The sequence below is a fragment of the Mesorhizobium yinganensis genome (genome assembly GCF_040081985.1).
GTDB lineage: Bacteria > Pseudomonadota > Alphaproteobacteria > Rhizobiales > Rhizobiaceae > Kumtagia > Kumtagia yinganensis.
This window is the reverse complement of the sequence record NZ_JBEBMH010000029.1, coordinates 12,011-32,514: the sequence shown is the minus strand read 5'-3', so window position 1 is coordinate 32,514 and position 20,504 is coordinate 12,011. Positions and strand designations below refer to the sequence as shown.

Sequence of the window (20,504 nt, the reverse complement as noted above, 5' to 3'; positions counted from 1 at the left end):
GAAGAATCCGAACGGGATGAAACACCTATGACTTTCCCCACGCAGGCCCAGATCGTCGTCATCGGCGGGGGCATCATCGGCTGCTCGACGACCTATCACCTCGCCCGCGACCACAAGGCCGACGTCGTGCTGCTGGAACAAGGCAAGCTGACCTCCGGCTCGACCTGGCATGCCGCCGGGCTGGTCGGCCAGTTGCGTTCGTCCGCCTCGATTACCCGGGTGCTGAAATATTCGGTCGATCTCTACAAGACCCTCAAGGACGAGACCGGGCTGGAAACCGGCTGGAAGATGACCGGCTGCCTGCGGCTGGCCACCAACCAGGACCGCTGGACGGAATTCCGCCGGCTGGCGACGACGGCAAAAAGCTTCGGCATGGACATGCACCTGCTTGATGCCGCCGAGGTCAAAAGGATGTGGCCTCTGATGGAGGTCTCGGACCTCGTCGGCGCCTCATGGCTGCCGACCGACGGCCAAGCCAGCCCCTCCGACATCACCCAGTCGCTCGCCAAGGGCGCGCGTATGCATGGCGCGAAACTGTTCGAGGAGGTGCGCGTCACCGGCTTCGACATCACCGACGGCCGCATTACCACCGTCAAGACCACGAAGGGCGACATAGCCTGCGAGAAGGTAGTGAACTGCGCCGGCCAGTGGGCGCGGCAGGTCGGCGCCATGGCCGGCATCGATGTGCCGCTGCAGCCGGTCAAGCACCAGTACATCATCACCGAGAAGATCGACGGGTTGGCCGCCGACGCGCCGACGATCCGAGACCCGGACCGCCGCACCTATTTCAAGGAAGAGGTCGGCGGACTCGTCATGGGCGGCTACGAGCCGAACCCACTGGCCTGGGACACCGGGCTCAGCGGCGGCGACGTGCCGGACGATTGGGAATTCCGGCTGTTCGACGACGATTTCGACCATTTCGAGCAGCATATGACGCAGGCGATCGCGCGCGTCCCGGCCCTGGAGCACATCGGCGTCAAGCAGATGATCAACGGGCCGGAAAGTTTTACGCCGGACGGCAATTTCATCCTCGGCTCAGCGCCGGAGTGCAAGAACATGTTCGTCGGCGCCGGCTTCAACGCCTTCGGCATCGCATCCGGCGGCGGCGCCGGCTGGGTGCTGGCGCAATGGGTTGTCGACGGCGAGGCGCCGCTCGACCTGTGGGTCGTCGATATCAGGCGCTTTTCCGGCCTGCATCGCGACCGGCGATGGGTCTGCGACCGCACGCTGGAGGCCTACGGAAAACACTACACGATCGGCTTCCCCCACGAGGAGTACCTTTCCGGCCGTCCGGCGATCGTCTCGCCGCTGTATGACCGGCTCAACTCACATGGCGCGGTATTCGGCTCGAAGCTCGGCTGGGAGCGCCCGAACTGGTTCGCGCCCGATGGTACCGAGCCGAAGGACATCTATTCCATGGGCCGGCAGAACTGGTTCGCTCCGGTCGGCGACGAGCACCGGCACGTGCGCGAGCATGTCGGCATTTTCGACCAGTCTTCCTTCGCCAAATATGAAGTGAGCGGCCCGGACGCTGCGCGCGCGCTGGACTGGATCTGCGCCAACGACGTGTCCAAGCCCGCCGGCCGGCTGACCTACACGCAACTGCTCAACACGCGCGGCGGCATAGAGGCCGATCTTACGGTCGCACGGCTCTCGGACGATCTTTTTTATGTCGTGACTGGAACCGGTTTCCGTACCCACGACCGCGCCTGGATCGCCGACCACATCCCCGACAATTTCGACGTATCGATCGAGGACATCACCGAGACATACGGTACGCTGTCGCTGATGGGGCCGAACGCCCGAAAAGTGCTGGCCGCCGTCACCGAGGCCGACGTCTCCAACGCCGCCTTCCCGTTCGGCCATGTGCGCGAGATCGGCATCGCCGGGGCAACGGTGCGGGCGCTGCGCGTGACCTATGTCGGCGAACTCGGCTGGGAACTGCACATCCCGATCGAAGCGACTGGAAAGGTGTTCGACGCGCTGATGGCGTCGGGCACGCCGCACGGCATCCGCCCCGTCGGATATCGCGCGCTCGAATCGCTGCGTCTGGAAAAGGGCTATCGAGCCTGGGGCTCCGACATCACGCCCAACGACACGCCGTTCGAGGCCGGGCTTGGCTGGGCTGTGAAACTGCGCAAGAACACCGACTTCGTCGGCCGCCGCGCGCTGGAGAAGATCAACGGCGCGCCGCTGAAGAAGCGTTTTGCCGGCTTCACCGTCGACGATCCGGACATCGTGCTGGTCGGGCGCGAGACCATCCTGCGCAACGGCGAACCGGTCGGCTATCTGTCGTCCGGCGGCTACGGCTACACGGTCGGCAAGAACATCGGCTACGGCTATGTGCGCAACGCCGACGGCGTCGACGACGATTTCCTTGGCTCCGGCGACTACGAACTGGTCGTGGCGATGGAAAAGACCCCTGCCCGCATCCACCTCGAGCCGCTCTACGACCCCAAGGGCGACAAGGTGAAGGGATGAAGCCGCCTCTTCGTCACCGTTTCAACCACCCCCACTCCGGCCCTTCGGGCCACCTCTCCCCCTGCCCGGGGGAGAGGAAGACCGGCCGCAAGGTTAGCGCCAATCGCCGACGCTGCCTTCCTCTCCCCCGGGCAGGGGGAGAGGTGGCCCGAAGGGCCGGAGTGGGGGTGCTTCCGATCACATGCTCTGGATATTCCCATGCCCTTCCGCGCTGACCGCCACGTAAAGATCCTCATCATCGGCGGCGGGGCGATCGGCACCTCGCTCGCCTACCACCTCGGCCGCGACGGCGCCAAGGACGTGCTGCTGGTCGAAAAGGCGCAGCTTACCCATGGCTGCACCTGGCACGCCGCCGGCCTCGTCGGCCAGTTGCGCGGCAAACGCAATCTCACGCGGCTCATGCAGAATTCGGTCGCGGTGTTCGACCGGCTCGAAGCCGAGACCGGCCAGCACATCGCCTGGAAGAAGGTCGGGTCGCTGCGGCTCGCCGGCAGCGCCGCGCGCTGGAGCGAGATCCGCCGGTCCATGGGCCAGGCAAAAAGTTTTGGCGTCGAATGCCACTCGCTCAGCGCCGACGAGGCGGCAAAGCATTTCCCCTTCATCGTCAAGGACGGCATCGAAGGCGCCGCCTTCATCCCCGGCGACGGCTATATCGACCCCTATTCGCTGACGATGGCCTATGCCAAGGGCGCGCGGCAGAACGGCGTGCGCATCGAAGAAGGCGTCTGCGTCGAAGAGATCGTCGTCGAGGGCCGCCGCGCCGTCGGCGTCTCGACCAATGGCGGCACCATCTCCTGCGACATCCTCGTCAACTGCGCCGGCCTGTGGGCGAAGCGGGTGGGCAAGATGGCCGGCGTGCCGCTGGCGGCAGGCATCGTCGAGCACCAGTATTTCCTGACCGAAAAGAAGCTGACGCTCGATCCCGGCCTGACCACGCTGCGCGACCCCGACAACAATTTCTACCTGAAGCCCGACACCGGCTCCTTCGCCATCGGCGGCTGGGAAGACGGCTCGGTCGGTTTCCATCGGGGCATGCCGCCGCTGGATTTCGGCCGCGAATTGTTCGCGCCCAACATGGAGCGGCTGGAGCTGTTCGCCCTGCCCGCCGCCGAGCGCCTGCCGGTGCTGAACGAGATCGGCATCCAGACCGTTATCAACGGGCCGATCCCGGTCTCCTACGATGGCGAGCCGATCATGGGGCTCGCGCCGGAACTCGACAATTTCTACGTCGCCTGCGGTTTTACCGCCGGCATCGCGGCGTCGGGCGGTGCCGGGCTGGCGCTGTCCAACATGATCCTGCACGGCGACGCCGGCATGGACCTCTGGCCCTTCGACGTCAGGCGCTTCGGCGCCGTGCAGGCGCAGGGCCGCTATCTCGAGGAACGCGCGATCGAGGCGTACGGCGCCTACTACAAAATCCACTGGCCGGCCGAAGAGGCGCATGCCGGGCGCGGCCTGCGCCGCTCGCCGCTGCACGAGACGCTGCGCCAGCGCGGGGCGGTGTTCGGTTCGAAATTCGGCTGGGAGCGGCCGAACTGGTTCGCGCTGCCCGGCAGCGAGGCCGTCGAACTGGGCAGTTTCGAGGGCAAGCCCGGCTGGTTCGACGCGGTCGGCGCGGAGGTGCGCGCCATCCGCGAGCGGGCGGCCCTGATCGACCAGACTTCGTTCTCGAAATTCGAGATTTCCGGCAAGGGCGCGCTGAAGGCCATGCAGCACATCGCCGCCAACGATCTTGGCGGCGCGCCGGGCAAGGCCGTCTACACCCAGCTCTGCAACGAGCGCGGCGGCATCGAGGCCGACGTCACCATCATTCACATACGTGACGACCTGCTTTATCTGGTCACCGGTTCGGGTTTCGGCATCCGCGACGGCCACTGGGTGCGCACGCACCTGCCGGAGGGCATCGGCTTCCGCGATGTGACCGGCCAGTACGCCACGATCAATTTGTGCGGCCCCCTGTCGCGAAAAATCCTGCAATCGGTCAGCGACGATGACCTCTCCAACGAGGCGCATCCGTTCCTGGCGGCGCGCTGGATCGAGGTCGGCAACGCCCGCGCGCTGGCGGTGCGCATCGGCTATGTCGGCGAGCTCGGCTACGAACTTTACGTACCGCAGGAATTTGCCTGCCATGTCAATGAGACCCTGCTCGGCGCCAGCGAGCCGTTCGAAATATCCAATGTCGGCTACCGGGCGATCGACGCGGCACGCATGGAAAAGGGCTATCTCTACTGGTCGGGCGACATCACGCCCGACTACAACCCCTACGAGGCGGGGCTGGGCTTTGCCGTGGCGCTTGACAAGGGCGACTTCATCGGCCGCGCGGCGCTGGCGAAGATCAAAGCCGAAGGCGTCAAGCGCAAGCTCTGTTCCTTCACCATCGACGGTTTCGCGCCACTGCATGGCGGCGAATCGATCCTGCTCGGCGGCAAGGTCGTCGGCTCGACCTCGTCGACCGGCTACGGCTACACGCTCGGCAAGACCATCGCCTTCGGCTATCTGCCGGCGGAATTTTCCGGCGAAAGCGCCTTCACGATAGAGGCGTTCGGCAAACCCTATGCCGCGACGCGCGGCCCGCGCGTGCTCTACGACCCGAAAATGGAGAGGCTTAAGGCATGAGCGACGATCTCTCGATCGCCCGCGCGGCACTCCAAGGCATCCTGCCGCTCGCAAACTATCGCGGCGAGATCGTCCGCCTCGGCGGCCTCACCAACCTCGTCTTCCGCGCCGGCGATTTTTGCCTGCGCATTCCCGGCAAGGGAACGGAGGAATACATCAACCGCGCCAACGAGGCCGTCGCGGCGCGCGAGGCGGCCAGGGCCGGCGTCAGCCCGGAGGTCATCCACTCCGACGACAAGTCCGGCGTGATGGTGACACGTTTCATCGACGGCGCCGTCACCATGTCGCCTGAAAAATTCAAGTCGCGCGCGGGCGCTCCGGCACGCGCCGGCGAGGCGTTCCGAAAGCTGCATGCGTCCGGCGCAGTGTTCCCGTTCCGCTTCGAACTGTTTTCGATGATCGACGACTACCTGAAAATCCTGTCGACCAAGGATGTCGTGCTGCCTGACGGCTATCATGACGTGGTGCGCGAGGCCGGGACGGTGCGCGCCGCGCTCGCCGCCCGGCCGTTACCGCTGACGGCCTGCCATTGCGATCCGCTCTGCGAAAACTTTCTGGATACCGGTTCGCGCATGTGGATCGTCGATTGGGAGTATTCCGGCATGAACGATCCGATGTGGGATCTCGGCGACCTCTCCGTAGAGGGCGGTTTCAACGAGGCACAGGACGAGGAGATGATTTCCGCTTATTTCGGCGGAGTCCCCTCCCGCGCCGAGCGCGGCCGCGTCGTCATCTACAAGGCGATGTGCGACCTGTTGTGGACGCTGTGGGGCCTGATCCAGCTTGCCAACAACAATCCGGTGAACGATTTTCGCGCCTATGCGGACGGCCGCTTCTCCCGCTGCAAGGCGCTGATGGGCACTGCGGATTTTGGCCGCCATGTTGCCGCCGTAAGAGGTTGAGAACCATATTCTCGCCCGCCCGGCGCCCGGCCCTTTCTCGTAAGCAAGCATCAAGGCAAGGCTGTTAGCCTGCTCCCACGGCCAACAGGAATTTTTCCATGACGGTTCTGGTCACGGGCGGCGCCGGTTATATCGGCAGCCACATGGTCTGGAAACTTCTCGACGAAGGCGAGGACGTGGTCGTCGTCGACCGGCTGTCGACCGGCTTCGAATGGGCGATCCCGGCGGAGGCCGAGCTGGTCGTCGGCGACATCGCCGATCAAGACCTCGTCGAATCGACGATGAAACGCCGCGACGTCGACGCCGTCATCCATTTCGCCGGATCGATCATCGTGCCGGAATCGGTCGCCGATCCGCTCGGCTACTATCTCAACAACACGGTGAAGTCGCGCGCCCTGATCGAAAGCGCCGTGCGCGCCGGCGTGCCGCATTTCATCTTCTCCTCGACCGCCGCTGTCTATGGCAGCAATGACGGCGCGCCGGTTGTCGAGGAAGCGCCGACGCTGCCGGAATCGCCCTACGGCACCTCGAAACTGATGACCGAGCTGATGCTGCGCGACGCCGCCGCCGCGCACCCGTTTGCCTATACCGCGCTTCGCTATTTCAACGTCTGCGGCGCCGACCCCAAGGGGCGCACCGGGCAATCGACGCGCGGCGCAACGCACTTGATCAAGGTCGCCTGCGAGACGGCGACGGCCAAGCGGCCGTTCATGGAGATCTTCGGCACCGACTATCCGACACCGGACGGCACCTGCATCCGCGACTACATCCATGTCTGGGATCTGGCCGAGGCGCATCTGCTGGCGTTACGGCGCCTGCGCGCCGGTGGAACCAGCCTGATCGCCAATTGCGGCTATGGCACGGGCTATTCCGTCCTGCAGGTGATCGACGCCGTGCGCCGTGTCGTCGGCCACGATCTGGACGTCCGCATCAGCGGCCGCCGCCCCGGCGATCCCGCCTCCATCGTCGCCAATTCCGAGCGGGCGCAGCGCGAATTCGGTTGGCGGCCCAAACTCGACGACCTCGACACGATCGTCACGCATGCGCTGCGCTGGGAGGAGGCGCTGAAAAGACGCAATAGCTGAAAGCGTCGCTTTCCGGTATTGGCTCGGCCTGGATCGTCACCGCTCGGCAGCAGCGGAAGCGGCGCCGACAGGAGAACGGCAGCGTGAAAATTCTCGTTACCGGCGTCGCCGGTTTCATCGGCGCGGCAACCGCGCAAGCCCTGCTCGATCGCGGCGACGAGGTCGTCGGCTTCGACAATGTCAATGATTATTACGACGTCAGGCTCAAGCAGGCGCGGCTGGCGCGGCTGGCGGGGCGCAGCGGCTTTACCTTCATCAAGGCCGATCTTGCCGATCGGCAGGCGATGGCGGCCATATTCGCCGATCACGCGCCGCAGCGCGTCGTCCACCTGGCCGCGCAGGCCGGCGTCCGCTACGGACTCACCCATCCGCACGCCTACGCCGATTCCAATCTCATCGGCTTCCTCAACATATTGGAAGGCTGCCGGCACGGCGGCGTCGAGCATCTGGTCTTCGCCTCGTCCAGTTCCGTCTATGGCGCCAACACCAGCCTTCCCTATCGCGTCGAGGACAACGTCGACCATCCGCTCAGCCTCTATGCCGCGAGCAAGAAGGCCAACGAGCTGATGGCGCATTCCTATGCGCATCTCTACCGCCTGCCGGTCACCGGGCTGCGTTTCTTCACCGTCTACGGGCCATGGGGCCGGCCGGACATGGCGCCGTTCATGTTCACGAAGAAGATCATCACCGGCGTGCCTATCGACGTCTACAATTTCGGCCAGCACGCGCGCGACTTCACCTATATCGACGATATCGTCGAGGGGGTCGTTCGCACGCTGGATTCGGTCGCGCGGCCGAATCCCGAATGGAGCGGGGCCGAGCCCGACCCGAGCACGTCGGCGGCGCCCTACCGCATCTACAATATCGGCAACAACGACCCGGTCGAACTGATGGATTTCATCCGCTGCATCGAAGAGGCGACCGGCCGCAGGGCGGTCATGAACATGCTGCCGATGCAGCCCGGCGACGTGCCTCGCACCTTCGCCGATGTCGAAGCGCTGGCGGTGGCGACAGGTTTCCGCCCGAAAACCCCAATCGATGTGGGCATTGGGCGCTTCGTCGAATGGTACAAGGAATTTTACGGCGTCGCCTGAGCGGCACCGGAGATTGCGGCATTTACGGATCGACTGACGGCGCGGGTCGCGATGCCACGCCATCGGTCTGAGTTGACTGATTATTTCCTTGCGAGCAGGTCGCGGATTTCGGTCAGAAGCTGCACGTCGGCGGGCGGCGGGGCCGCCGGTGCGGCCTCCTTCTGCTTTTCGAGCCTCCTGCGCATCGTGTTCACACCCTTGACCATTAGGAAGATGATAAAGGCGAGGATCAGGAAGTTAATCACCACGGTGATGAAGTTGCCATAGGCGAAGACCGGGCCCTGCTTCTTGGCTTCTTCCAGTGACGTTGCCGTTACCGCGTCAGAAAGCGGGTAAAAATAGTTGGAGAAGTCCGCACTTCCGGCCATACCGACGATTGGCATGACGATATCGCCGACCAGCGAGTTGACAATCCCCGTGAACGCCGCGCCGATGATGATACCGACGGCGAGGTCTATGACATTGCCCTTGGAAATAAACTCCTGGAATTCCTTGATCATAGCACCCTCCATGAGTGGCCGGCCGTCCCGAATCCCGCCGGTACAATCAACAATAACAAAAAAGTGCGATTGCAGAACCCGTTATCCCGCCCTCACGAAGTGACGAAATGTGGCCCGAGCGGCAGGCGATGGCGCCAAGCCCCCTGCAAAAAAGGGGGACGTCCGCTTGACAAGCCGATTCCGATTTCGTCCGCAACACGTTGAAATTGTTCATGCTGCCGATAGAAAAAGAATTTGTCGGCAGTTTTTTCGGCGGATTTTTCCCCACCCTCTCCGGCTCCGTTATCCTTATCGCCATCGCTCTCGCGGGAGACCTGGTGCGCACCGGGTATCAGGGGAGAGCGACGGCGCCGGGATGGCCGCGTAACGGTGCGCGGCCTGGCGAGAGCCTTTACGCCCGGGGCCCAGATCGCGACGACGCGCCCCGGATCGAGTGGGCGGTATCAGCGGTCGGGCAAGCACGCCGGCGGGGCGCGAGGTTCGCGCCGCGTAAAAATACTTTGAGAGGCTCGGCCCTGCGCCCCGCTTCCCACCTTCGATCAATGGCCAGGGCGGAATACCGCAGCGTGGCGACGATGAAGGTTGGGCATCGCTCAAACCACGCCCAAAGCCGCGGTTGATTTTGCTGCGATAATGATGATCCCATGCCGGTCAGGAGGTCCGCGTGCAGGGTTGGTTCGTCGTCATCATCGCGATCGCTTATGTGACGCTGCTTTTCGTGATCGCCAGCCTTGGCGACCGCTGGGCTCGCACGGTAGGCGCCAGCCGGCTTCGCCCCTATATCTACGCGCTGAGTCTCGCCATCTACTGCACGTCGTGGACTTTCTTCGGTTCGGTTGGGCTCGCCACCGAGCGCGGGCTGGAATTCTTGGCGATTTATATCGGCCCGGTTCTGGTCTTCGTGTTCGGCTATCCGCTGCTCAGCCGCATCGTCCGGCTCGCCAAGGCAGAAAAGATCACCTCGATCGCCGACTTCCTTGGAGCCCGCTACGGCAAGAGCTTTTCGGTGGCCTCCATCGCCACGCTGATAGCGACGGTGGGCGCGGTGCCCTACATCGCGCTCCAGCTAAAGGCGATTTCGGGCTCCGTCAGCCTGATGATCGAGCACTATACCGGTGCCCCGCCCTCCTTCGACCCGTTCCTCAGCGACATATCGCTGGTCGTGGCGCTGCTGCTGGCGCTGTTTGCCGTGCTGTTCGGCACGCGGCACGCCGATGCCACCGAACATCAGGACGGACTGATCCTCGCCGTCGCGGTCGAATCCGTGGTCAAGCTGGCGGCATTCCTGGCGATTGGCCTGCTCGTCGTCTTCGTGCTGTTCGACGGTCCCGGCGACCTCATCGGCAAACTCTCCGAGAACGAAGATGTCGGCGCGGCGATGGGCTACCGCACGTCGCTCGGCACCTGGCTGGTCATGACCGTCATCAGCGGTTTCGCCATCGTCATGCTGCCCCGGCAGTTCTACGTGATGATTGTCGAGAACCGTGGCGGCGGCGAATTGCGGCGCGCCACCTGGATCTTTCCGCTCTATCTCGTCCTGATCAATCTGTTCGTGCTGCCGATCGCCTTCGTCGGCGTGACCAATGTCGGTCCCGCGACCAGCAGCGATCTCTATGTCCTGTCTCTGCCGCTTCTGACCGGGCACGACACGCTCGCGATGATCGCCTTCATCGGCGGACTTTCCGCCGCGACGGCCATGGTGATCGTCGAGACCGTGGCGCTTTCGATCATGATCTCCAACGATCTGATCATTCCGCTGTTCGTGCGCAGGTTGCTTAAGTCGGAGGCCAGCGAGGCGGGCGACTGGTCGGCGCTCATCCTCAACATCAGGCGCGCTGCGATCTTCATCATCCTGTTTGTCGCCTTCCTCTATTATCGCGAAAGCACCGGCAACGCCCGGCTGGCCTCCATCGGCCTGATGTCGTTCGCGGCAATCGCCCAGTTCGCGCCGGCCTTCATCGGCGGGCTGGTGTGGCGGCGAGCCAATGCGCGCGGTGCGGCCCTAGGCATGACGGCCGGCCTTGCAATGTGGTGCTACACGCTGCTGTTTCCATCGCTCGCCTCGCCCGACCTGGCGATCCTGACTGAAGGCCCGCTCGGCATCGAGGCGCTGCGTCCGCAGGCCCTGTTCGGAACGGTTGCAGAGCCATTGAACCATGGCGTGCTGTGGAGCCTGTCGATCAACCTGCTTTTCTATGTGCTTGGCTCGCTGTCTCGGGCATCGATCCCGCTCGAACGCATCCAGGCGGCGGTCTTCGTGCCGCGAGACGCGAGCCCGATGCCCAGCCTGCGCCGTTTCCGCACGGCGATCACCGTCAACGATTTGAAGGACACTATCGCAAAATATCTCGGCGTCGAGCGCACCGAGCGGTCGTTCCAGAATTTCGAGGTCGCCGGTGGCGCGCCGCTCGACGGCAACGAACAGGCGAGCATGGCGGTCGTGCGTTTCTCGGAGCAGTTGCTGGCCACGGCGGTCGGTTCGTCCTCGGCGAGGCTGATCCTGTCGCTGCTGTTCCAGCGCCAGGACAAATCCTCGCGTGACGCCTTCCGGCTGCTCGATGACGCGACCGAGGCGCTGCAGCACAATCGCGACCTGCTGCAGATCGCGCTCGATCAAATGGAACAGGGCATCACCGTCTTCGACCAGGATTTCCGCCTCACCTGCTGGAACCGGCAGTACCGGGCGCTCTTTTCGCTGCCCGAAGAAATGGGCCGTGTCGGTGTATCGTTGGACGAGGTGCTTCGCCTCCTGGCCGCGCGTGGCGAGATCCCGCCGGATGCCACGGTCGCCATCCTCAACCGCTTCACCAGCTTCGGCAGCCCCTGGCAACTCGAACTGAAGCACAGCGGGCGCATCATCGAACTCAGGTCCAATCCAATGCCGGACGGCGGCATCGTGGCCACCTATGCGGATATCACCGCCCGCGTCGCCGCGGACGATGCGCTGAAGCGCGCCAATGAGTCGCTGGAACAGCGCGTGCGCCTGCGCACCGTCGAACTGACGCGCGTCAACGAGGAACTGGCGCAGGCCCAGATGCTGGCCGAGGAAGCCAATCTCGGCAAGACCCGCTTCCTGGCCGGCGCCGGCCACGACATCCTCCAGCCCCTCAACGCCGCGCGGCTCTATTGCGCCTCGCTGATCGAACGCGCAGGCAGAGGCGCAGCAGCCGAGGCGGCGCGCAACATCGAATCCTCGCTGGAATCGGTCGAGACCATTTTGGGCGCGGTGCTCGACATTTCGCGTCTTGATGCCGGTGCTATGAAGCCGGTCGAGACCGTGTTCAGGCTGGACGGGCTGTTGCGTCAGATCGCCACCGATTTCCAACCGATGGCCCGCGAAAAGCGCCTGGAACTCGTCATCGTGCCGTCATCGCTGACCGTCGAGACCGACCGCAATCTGCTGCGACGGCTGATCCAGAACCTGGTGTCCAACGCCATCAAATACACGCGCGCCGGCACAGTGCTGGTCGGGGTCCGGCGGCGGGGCGATCTTGCCGAGATCCAGATCTTCGACACCGGCATCGGCATTCCCATCGACAAGCTGAACAGCGTCTTCGGCGAATTCACCCGACTGGACGAGGGTGCGCGCGAGGCGCAGGGGCTCGGCCTCGGCCTCTCCATCGTCGACCGCATCGCCCGCGTCCTGCGGCTGGAAATCCAGATCGATTCGGGACGCGGCAAGGGCACACGCTTTTCCGTCATCCTGCCGGTGTCGGCGGCCTCCGAGCCGATCCCCCTGAAAGAGGCGAGGCCGCGTCCCGCCGCTTCCGGCGCTCTCGGCGGATTGTCCGTGCTGTGCGTCGACAATGACGCGCGTATTCTCGAAGGCATGCGGCTGCTGCTCGAGGGCTGGGGCTGCCACGTCGAGACGGCGACCGGCTCGGAGAACATTCTTGGCGCCTCATGGCGGCCAGGCCGGATCGACCTCATCCTCGCCGACTATCACCTCGACGGCGAAACCGGGCTCGACCTCATCCGTAGACTGCGCGACCGCTGGGGCGAGAGGACACCCGCGATCCTGGTGACCGCCGACCGATCGAACGAGGTCCGGGCGGCCGCCGACGCACTGGAAGTTCCGGTGATCAACAAGCCGGTGAAACCCGCCGCCCTGCGGTCTCTGATGACCCGCGTCCGGCGCATGGCGCCGGCGGCGGAATAGGAGCGGGCGCTCTCAAAGCCTGTGTCTGCTGAAATAAATGCTCAACTGATCGACGGCAGCGGATCGGACCCAATGCGCGACAGCATGATCACCGCCTGCGTGCGGTTGTCGACGCCGAGTTTTTGTAGCACCGCCGAGACATGCGCCTTGATCGTTGCTTCGGAGACGCCGAGTTCGTAGGCGATCTGCTTGTTGAGCAGCCCGTCGGCGAGCATGCCCAGCACCCGCGTCTGCTGCGGCGTCAGCGATTGCAGTTTTCGGATCAGCTCCGAAATCTCCGGGTCCTGCTCGGTGCCGAGATCAACGCCGACGGGTGCTGCGATATCCCCCGCCAGCACGGCCGTCACGGCGGCGCGGATGTCCTCCATGCTCGCCGACTTCGAGATAAAGCCCGACGCGCCGAGTTCGAGCGAACGGCGGATGGTCTCGGCGTCATCATGCGCCGAAACGACGACCACCGGCACCGACGCATGGATGCCGCGCAGCGAGATCAGGCCGGACAGCCCGGACGCTCCGGGCATGGAAAGATCGAGCAGCAACAGGTCGAGATCGTCATTGCGGCTCATCAGCGACTTCGTCGTCTCGAAATCGCCGGCCTCGAGAATTTCGGCGACGCCGTCCAGACCCGTAAGCGCCTGCTTCAGCGCACCACGAAACAGCGGGTGATCATCCGCAATCACGAACCTGTAGCCAGCCGGCAAATGTCCCTCCCGACCCCGCTTGCGCCTTTTTCTGATTGGAGCGGAATGCGTGCCGCAATTATGCGGCTGCGGTCCGCCATTTCAAGCGGTAAAGGGCCCGGATACACTGCTTATGGCCGGCTGCCCGACCCCAAAGCAGCGAATGTTCGGTTTGTCACGTCTTGTCCGGGCCCGCCGAACCGCCCTGGCTCATCGGTTCCTTGTCGAAACCCTGCACCGTGTCCCGGAAGCTGCGCAGGAAACGCTCCATATAGCCAAGACCCTTCTGGAATTCCTCCTCGCTCGGAAGTGTGGATTCCAACCTTGAGGCCAGCGAATTCTCCAGCTTGGCCACCCGCTCGTCGAGCACCTTCATGTCCTGCTGCAGCCGGTCGATCTCGTCCTGGTAGGCGGTACGCTCGTCGGCCGCCAGCTTGCAGACCAGCGACGCACCGTCCTGCGCGCAGGTCGACATCTCGCCGGTCTTGCGGTCCATGCGGACAAAACCGTCCCCGGATTTTTCGAGCACGTAGCGGTCGTCTTGCGCGAAGGCCCCGGACGATAGGACCACCGCCGCAAGTGATATGGTCATGAGGGGAAGCAGGCGCATGGCGTCCTCCATGGGATTCTGTAGTGGAAAACCTGCCACGACTTTATGCCGGAATTGCGAAGCCCCTTCATCCCGGCTTTTCGGGCGTGCCAGTTCGGCCTATAGCGCGGTAATGCACAAGACCGTCTACAAGATTTGTCCGCAAGCGCTGTGGCGGGAGGCCGAAGGCCAAGGTGTTTTCACCGGCGCGCCGGTGGATCTTGCTGACGGCTTCATCCATTTCTCGACCGCCGCCCAGGCGCCCGAAACGGCGCGGCGGCATTTCGCCGGCCAGGACGATCTCCTCCTCGTCGCGGTCGATGCCGAAAAACTCGGCGAGGCGCTTAAGTTTGAAGTGTCGCGCGGCGGCGAGCTCTTTCCGCATCTCTACGCCCCGCTCGACCTCGGCGCCGTGCGGTGGGTCAAGCCGCTGCCGCTCGGCGCGGACGGCCATGTCTTCCCGGATTTCGAAGCGTGACGGGGTTGTTCGAGCGGGCCGGCCGGCAGCTTCTGTTCGGCCTAGATCCCGAGACCGCGCATGGCCTGTCGATCAGGGCACTGAAATGCGGCATGCCGCTGGCCCGGCCCGCGCCGCGCGACGCGCGCCTTGCTATCCGCGTGGCGGGGCTGGATTTCCCCAATCCGCTCGGCATGGCGGCCGGCTACGACAAGAACGGCGAGGTTCCCGACGGCATCCTGTCGCTCGGCTTCGGCTTTGCGGAGATCGGTTCGGTCACCCCGCTGCCGCAGTCCGGCAATCCAAAACCCCGCATTTTCCGGCTGGTGCGCGACAGCGCCGTCATCAACCGGCTCGGCTTCAACAATGAAGGGCACAACGCCTGCGCGGCGCGGCTGATCGCTCGCCGCGGCAAGGCCGGCATCGTCGGCGTCAACATCGGCGCCAACAAGGACAGTCTGGATCGCATCGCCGACTACGAGGCTGGCATCAGGCGTTTCGCGCCGCTCTGCTCCTATCTCACGGTCAACATCTCGTCGCCCAACACGCCCGGGCTGCGTAACATGCAGGCCCGCAGGGAATTGGCCGAACTGCTCGGCCGGGTCGTCGCGGCGCGGCAAGGGCTCGCCGACCCGCAGCACCGGGCACGGCCGATCTTCCTGAAGATCGCCCCGGATCTGGTCGATACCGAGTTCCAGGACGTGGCCGCCGAAGTGCTCGCGCATCCGATCGACGGCGTGATCGTATCCAACACGACGCTTTCCCGTGCAGGGCTCGCCGATGCCGTGCAGGCGAAACAGACAGGCGGGCTTTCCGGAAAACCGCTGTTCGAGCGCTCCACCATCGTACTTGCGAAAATGCGCCGGCTGCTCGGGCCGAAAACCGCGATCATCGGCGTCGGCGGCGTGGATTCCGCTGAGACCGCGTTGGAGAAGATCAAGGCCGGCGCGGACCTCGTCCAACTCTATACCGGCCTGATTTATGGCGGCCCCGCCCTGCCCGGCCGCATCCTGCATGACATGCTCCAACTGCTTCAGCGGGAGGGAGTAACGAACATAGCGGCGTTGCGCGACACACGGACCGAACACTGGGCAACACGGCCGCTCTGACAACCATCACGGCTTCGTTCGCAAGCTTCGATGTCAATAGGGAAGACGGCCAGGTCTCGCCCTTGACCCTAAACCCGTGAGGCCGGCAGATGATTTGCGAAATGGCGGCCGCACGATAGGTTTCCCGGACATGAGCCTCCACATCGTCAGCCATCCCGACTACGACGCCAATTTCCCCGCCGACCATCGCTTCCCGATGGGAAAATACAGGGCGCTGGTCGAACGGCTCGAGGCGACCGGACTGCTGGCGCGCTCGGTGCATGTCGAGCCGCCATTCGCCGAAATGACCGCGCTGAAGCGGGCGCACGATCCCTCCTATGTCGATCAGGTGATGGCATACCAGGTGCCGGAACGGATCGAGCGGGAGATCGGCTTTCCAGTCGGCGAGCGTGTGTCGCGCCGCGCCCGGCGCGCGGCGGGCGGCACGATGCTGGCCGCGCGGCTGGCGCTGGCCCATGGCATCGCCTGCAACGCCGCCGGCGGCAGCCATCACGCACGCCACGCGCATGGCGCCGGCTTCTGCACCTTGAACGACGTAGCGATCGCTGCACTCGACCTGCTTGCCGAGCGCCCGGCAGCGCGGGTCCTCGTCGTCGACCTCGACGTGCATCAGGGCGACGGCACCGCCGACATTCTTGGCAGGGAACCACGCGCCTTCACCTTCTCGATGCATGCCGAGAAGAACTATCCCGTGCGCAAGGTGGCCTCCGACCTTGATATCGCCCTCCCCGACGGCACGGGTGATGCTCAATATACCCAACACCTGTCGAGCGCCTTGTCGCTGCTGTCCCAAAAGGGCCGATGGGACATCGTCTTCTACAATGCGGGCGTCGATCCGCATGTGGAGGACAGGCTCGGCCGGCTGGCGCTTTCCGACGAAGGACTTCGCGCCCGCGACCGCATGGTGATCGGCCATTTCCGCGCGCTCGGCGTGCCGGTCTGTGGCGTGATCGGCGGCGGCTATTCGCGTGACATAGCCGCACTCGCCGCGCGCCACTCCATCCTGTTCGAGGTGGCGTCGGAATTCGCCTGAGGCCCTTCGACCCTACCGCCGACCCTCGCGGCGGCGTCGCCTGACAGACGCCGCCGAAGCGGTCCGGCAGCTTTGCATATCCCGGTCAGATCACGACGAATTCCGCTGCCGTAAGCAGCGGTGATCCCGTCAACATCGCGAACTTGACGTTGCCGAACGAATTGCCCGAGCCGTCGGCATCGTAGTAGAGCCCGCCCGTGTCGGAGTTGTAGATGATCCGGTCGTTGGCGTCCTTCACTCCGGTTGCGATATCCTTGAAGTAGCCTGAGAGCAAAGCGCCGGTGGACGCGAAGGCCGTGAACACAGCGTTGTCGAGCTGGATCGTATCGTCGGCCACGTTGTAATCGGCAATGGTGTCGACATTCGTCGCCGCATCGAGCGCCGAATTGAAGACGAAAACGTCCTTGTCCGCCCCGCCGGTAAGAGAGTCGTTGCCGCCATAGCTCTTGAACACGTCGGCACCGGCACCGCCGTTGAGCACGTTCCCGGCATTGTCGCCTAGCAGGGAATCGTCGAAGCTCGAACCGGTCAGGTTTTCAATCGACGAATAGCTGTCTCCCTTGGCCTCACCGCTGTTGATCGCGGGGTTGGCGAGGCTGGCGACGACGCCTGAAGTGGCGCCGGCATAGGAGGCGGTGTCACTGCCGGTGCCGCCGATCAGGGTGTCCGCTCCGGTCCCGCCGATCAGCACGTCGTTGGCGTCATCGCCATAGAGCGTATCGTTGCCGCCATACCCCTTGATCGTGTCCACTCCATTGCGGCCGCGGATGACGTTGACGGCGTTGTCGCCGTTCACCGCATCGTTGAAGGCGGAGCCGACAAGATTTTCGATCGAGGCATAGGTATCGCCGGCCGCCTCGCCACTGTTGATCGACGGGTTGGCGAGGCTGGCGACCACCGCGCCTGTGGCGTTGGCGTAGGACGCCGTGTCGATGCCGTCGCCGCCGTCGAGATGGTCGGCGCCAACTCCGCCCTTAAGCGTATCGTTGCCGACATCGCCGCTCAACCTGTTGGCGAGAGCGTCCCCGCGGAGATCGTCGTCATATTTGGTGCCGGCCAGGTTTTCGATGGAGTCATAAAAGTCGCCAGCCGCGTCACCCGTATTGGACGCGGCATTTTCCAGCCACGCGAGCACACTGGCAAGCGCCGTTGAATAGCTCGCCGTATCGAGGCCGCTGCCGCCGAACAGGTCGTCGGCGCCGCCATCCCCGATCAGTGTATCGTCCCCGTCCAGCCCTTGCAGAACATTGGCGGCGTCGTTGCCGGTCATCACATTGGCAAGTCCGTTGCCGTCCAACTCGAAGGCAATCGACCCCGAGACGGTCATATTCTCCACATTGTCGGTCAGAGCATAGAAATCGGCTATGAAACTCGGGTTGTGACGGGCGGTGACAAAGACCGTGTCGATGCCGTCGTTCGGGTTCTCGACCACCACGTCATAAGGGGTCGACGTTGCCGTCGCGAGGTCGTCCAGATAGTACTTGTCGTCACCTGCGCCGCCGAACAGGGTATCGAGGCCGGTATAGCCGGCAAGCTTGTCGTTGCCTGAATTGCCGTGAAGCTCGTTCGCGCCCGTGTTGCCGTAAAGCGTATTGTTGCCCACGTTGCCGAAGAGGTTGAAGTTCAGGCTGCCGGTAATTTCCGCGGACTCGACATTGCTGGGAAGCACATAGGAGTCCGACCAGCCATCGATGTGAATAGGGGTGAGAATGACGTGGTCATTTCCCTCGTTCGCGTTCTCGGAAACCAGATCGTAGGCACCCCCCGGCCGGTCGTTCAGGTTGTATCTGTCGTTGCCAGCGCCACCGAGCAGGAAATCCTGGCCGTTGCCGCCATCCAGCGTGTCGTTGCCGCCTTCGCCGAATAGCCAGTTGTCGCCGATGTCATCGAAGAGCGTGTTGTCGGAACCGTTGCCGTGCAGGCTGAAGCCCGACGCGTTGGCGCCGATGATCGCGCCGACCTCGACGTTCGCGGTCATGGTGTAGGAGCGGACCGTGGCGCTCACATCCCTTACGAGGACGGTGTCCTTGCCGCCGTTGCCGGAGGAGACGTATTCGACGACCGTGTCGTAGGCGCCGTTCGTCACGTCGAACAAATTGTAGACGTCGTTGCCGTTCCCGCCTTTCAACGTATCGATGCCGGCACCGCCTTCCAATGTGTCATTGCCGTTGCCGCCATCCAGCATGTCGTTGCCGCCCAGGCCGCTGAGCGTGTTGGAGCCGATGTCGTCGAACATCTGGTTGGCCTGATCGTTGCCGGTCAGGGTGAAACCGTTGGAAGTCGGATCGACAAGCGCGCCGTTCTCGACGCCGACCTGAAAATTGTAGTGGTCGGGTCCGCCGGCCACCCGCTTCACCCAGACGGTATCGATGCCGCCTGCCGGATCGGTTACCTCGGCGACGTTGTCATACGCCCCGCCATTGACGTCGTAGAGCAGATAAAGATCGTTTCCCGTGCCGCCGGAAAGATAGTCGAAGCCGCCTCGCCCGTTCAGGGTGTCGTCGCCGCCATTGCCGCTCAGTTGATTCAGGGCATCGTTGCCGGAGATGGTGTCGTTGCCGGATCCGCCGCTGCCGTTCTCGATCAGGACCCCGTTGGCGATGGTGAAGCCGCCATGATAGCGCGTGTTGGTGGCGGGATCGGTAACACTGTTGAGCGCACCGCCGCCAATGTCGGAATTGTCCAGGGTCGCCGCGCGCAGGTCGATCGTTGCATTGCCGCCGCCGCCATAAGCGATGGTGTCGGTCCCGGCGGTATCCCAGATGCAGGTCCAGTACGTTCCCGCGCCATTGGTGTCGGGCAGCCAGTAGGTGTCGCCGCCGGTATTGTGGATGGTTGCACCGTAGAGATACTGGATCGCCGCAATGTCGAAGGCCATCGGGCCAGAGTAATAGCCGTAGCTGGAATCGCCGGCCACCTGCTCGAAGCGGTTATAGGACATGACCGTGTAGACGGTCTGGTTCAGATTGTTGTCGCCGAGGTCGCCGAATGCCGCGCCGGGGGTCACGCCGGGAAAGACGCCCGAGCCGCCGCCCGTGTCGTGCGGATGCGCAAGGCCGAGCGCATGGCCGAGTTCGTGGACGAAGGTGGAATAGCCCTGCCCGCCGACCACCAGCCCGGCTGTGTTATAGCCGAGCGTGCCGCCCTGAGACTGGAGCGAGTAGGCTTCGTAGTTGTAGCGTCCCTGCTCCTGGTTGCTGACGGCGAGTTGCGGCGTATCGTGATCGGCAAGGGTTATGGTGCCCGCTGCCGGCGAAAAGGTCGAGTTCGGTACCGAATGCTCGACCATGTTGGCCTGGGATTCGTCGAAGACTTCCTGGAAGGTCAGATTGGCTACATTGGCCCAGGACTGCAGCGCGACGCGGTAGGCGTTCTTCTCGGCGTCGGCCCAGGCCGTGACATCATTGTCGAAGAAATAGGTGATGACGTTGCCGTTGCCGCTGGTGAGAATGTTCTGCCAGTGCTGACCATCCCACACCAAGGCATTCAAATATTCGTTCGTCGGCCTGGACTTGTCATTGACGACATATGAGGTCATCGGATTCACCGTGATGAAGCTGTGAAAACTTCCCTAGGCCGATCGACCGCCCCGGTCAGGTCGGCCCGGGCTTGCTGCTTGCCCGTTCCTTCCCGGGCACTCCCCGAGCATTTGTGGCACACTCCCCGCGCGATTTCCTCATGCGAACATACTACGCCGATGGTACAGTCGCGCGGACGGGATGACGAACCGGGCGTTGGGCTGGCATGTCGACATCGCTTGTGCTTTTTTCGGAATTGGTCAGCGGTATCTACGATGCGG

Annotated in this window: 13 protein-coding genes; 9 read left to right on the top strand and 4 right to left on the bottom strand. The window is 64.0% G+C overall.

Annotated elements, in window-relative coordinates; genetic code table 11:
• Positions 1–27: 27 nt before the first annotated feature.
• The 5 genes from ABMA59_RS30560 to ABMA59_RS30540 all read left to right on the top strand — a co-directional run bounded on the left by ABMA59_RS30560 (position 28) and on the right by ABMA59_RS30540 (position 8,178).
• On the top strand, positions 28–2,481 hold the full coding sequence (locus ABMA59_RS30560) for a GcvT family protein (protein WP_349009156.1): 2,454 nt from the start codon (positions 28–30) through the stop codon (positions 2,479–2,481).
• Between the two features lie 198 nt (positions 2,482–2,679).
• On the top strand, positions 2,680–5,097 hold the full coding sequence (locus ABMA59_RS30555; protein WP_349009155.1) for a GcvT family protein: 2,418 nt from the start codon (positions 2,680–2,682) through the stop codon (positions 5,095–5,097).
• A complete protein-coding gene (locus tag ABMA59_RS30550; protein ID WP_349009154.1) occupies positions 5,094–5,999 on the top strand; it encodes a phosphotransferase in 906 nt (301 codons plus the stop codon). Before ABMA59_RS30555 ends, ABMA59_RS30550 begins: the two co-directional genes overlap by 4 nt.
• 98 nt (positions 6,000–6,097) lie before the next feature.
• Complete coding sequence (gene galE / locus ABMA59_RS30545; RefSeq protein ID WP_349009153.1) at positions 6,098–7,084, top strand: UDP-glucose 4-epimerase GalE; 987 nt, start codon at positions 6,098–6,100, stop codon at positions 7,082–7,084.
• Positions 7,085–7,167: 83 nt separating this feature from the next.
• Positions 7,168–8,178 carry an NAD-dependent epimerase gene (locus ABMA59_RS30540; protein ID WP_349009152.1) on the top strand — a complete coding sequence of 337 codons (1,011 nt, stop codon included), beginning with the start codon at positions 7,168–7,170 and terminating at the stop codon, positions 8,176–8,178.
• 80 nt (positions 8,179–8,258) lie between these two features.
• On the opposite strand, the gene mscL is transcribed toward ABMA59_RS30540, so the two are convergent.
• Positions 8,259–8,678, bottom strand: coding sequence for a large conductance mechanosensitive channel protein MscL (gene mscL, locus ABMA59_RS30535; RefSeq protein ID WP_349009151.1), 420 nt, complete (start codon positions 8,676–8,678; stop codon positions 8,259–8,261).
• Positions 8,679–9,342: 664 nt separating this feature from the next.
• Between mscL and ABMA59_RS30530 the strand changes: the two genes are divergently transcribed.
• A complete protein-coding gene (locus ABMA59_RS30530; RefSeq protein ID WP_349009150.1) occupies positions 9,343–12,837 on the top strand; it encodes a hybrid sensor histidine kinase/response regulator in 3,495 nt (1,164 codons plus the stop codon).
• A gap of 41 nt (positions 12,838–12,878) precedes the next feature.
• On the opposite strand, the gene ABMA59_RS30525 is transcribed toward ABMA59_RS30530, so the two are convergent.
• Both ABMA59_RS30525 and ABMA59_RS30520 read right to left on the bottom strand, forming a co-directional pair.
• The gene (locus ABMA59_RS30525) at positions 12,879–13,538 is read right to left on the bottom strand and encodes a response regulator (protein WP_349009149.1); all 660 of its coding nucleotides are present in this window, start codon (positions 13,536–13,538) and stop codon (positions 12,879–12,881) included.
• A 154-nt stretch (positions 13,539–13,692) separates the two neighbouring features.
• Entirely contained in the window at positions 13,693–14,127 is a 435-nt protein-coding gene (locus tag ABMA59_RS30520; protein ID WP_349009148.1) for a hypothetical protein, read from the bottom strand.
• A 112-nt stretch (positions 14,128–14,239) separates the two neighbouring features.
• Here ABMA59_RS30520 and ABMA59_RS30515 point away from each other — a divergent pair, with 112 nt between their 5' ends.
• The 3 genes from ABMA59_RS30515 (at position 14,240) to ABMA59_RS30505 (ending at position 16,705) form a co-directional block, all read left to right on the top strand.
• On the top strand, positions 14,240–14,584 hold the full coding sequence (locus ABMA59_RS30515; RefSeq protein ID WP_349009147.1) for a DUF952 domain-containing protein: 345 nt from the start codon (positions 14,240–14,242) through the stop codon (positions 14,582–14,584).
• Positions 14,581–15,672 carry a quinone-dependent dihydroorotate dehydrogenase gene (locus ABMA59_RS30510; protein ID WP_349009146.1) on the top strand — a complete coding sequence of 364 codons (1,092 nt, stop codon included), beginning with the start codon at positions 14,581–14,583 and terminating at the stop codon, positions 15,670–15,672. The genes ABMA59_RS30515 and ABMA59_RS30510 overlap by 4 nt, the downstream gene beginning before the upstream one ends.
• Positions 15,673–15,802: 130 nt before the next feature.
• Entirely contained in the window at positions 15,803–16,705 is a 903-nt protein-coding gene (locus ABMA59_RS30505; protein ID WP_349009145.1) for a histone deacetylase family protein, read from the top strand.
• 85 nt (positions 16,706–16,790) lie between these two features.
• Here the strand turns inward: ABMA59_RS30505 and ABMA59_RS30500 are convergent, their stop codons facing one another.
• Entirely contained in the window at positions 16,791–20,243 is a 3,453-nt protein-coding gene (locus ABMA59_RS30500; RefSeq protein ID WP_349009144.1) for a matrixin family metalloprotease, read from the bottom strand.
• Positions 20,244–20,504 lie beyond the last annotated feature (261 nt).

What these genes read in the sequence shown, in the direction of transcription:
- ABMA59_RS30515 (WP_349009147.1), top strand. Translation starts at nt 14,240, where the DNA reads ATGCACAAGACCGTCTACAAGATTTGTCCGCAAGCGCTGTGGCGGGAG.
- ABMA59_RS30520 (WP_349009148.1), bottom strand. Translation starts at nt 14,127, where the DNA reads ATGCGCCTGCTTCCCCTCATGACCATATCACTTGCGGCGGTGGTCCTA.
- mscL (WP_349009151.1), bottom strand. Translation starts at nt 8,678, where the DNA reads ATGATCAAGGAATTCCAGGAGTTTATTTCCAAGGGCAATGTCATAGAC.
- ABMA59_RS30555 (WP_349009155.1), top strand. Translation starts at nt 2,680, where the DNA reads ATGCCCTTCCGCGCTGACCGCCACGTAAAGATCCTCATCATCGGCGGC.
- galE (WP_349009153.1), top strand. Translation starts at nt 6,098, where the DNA reads ATGACGGTTCTGGTCACGGGCGGCGCCGGTTATATCGGCAGCCACATG.
- ABMA59_RS30500 (WP_349009144.1), bottom strand. Translation starts at nt 20,243, where the DNA reads ATGACCTCATATGTCGTCAATGACAAGTCCAGGCCGACGAACGAATAT.
- ABMA59_RS30560 (WP_349009156.1), top strand. Translation starts at nt 28, where the DNA reads ATGACTTTCCCCACGCAGGCCCAGATCGTCGTCATCGGCGGGGGCATC.
- ABMA59_RS30550 (WP_349009154.1), top strand. Translation starts at nt 5,094, where the DNA reads ATGAGCGACGATCTCTCGATCGCCCGCGCGGCACTCCAAGGCATCCTG.
- ABMA59_RS30505 (WP_349009145.1), top strand. Translation starts at nt 15,803, where the DNA reads ATGAGCCTCCACATCGTCAGCCATCCCGACTACGACGCCAATTTCCCC.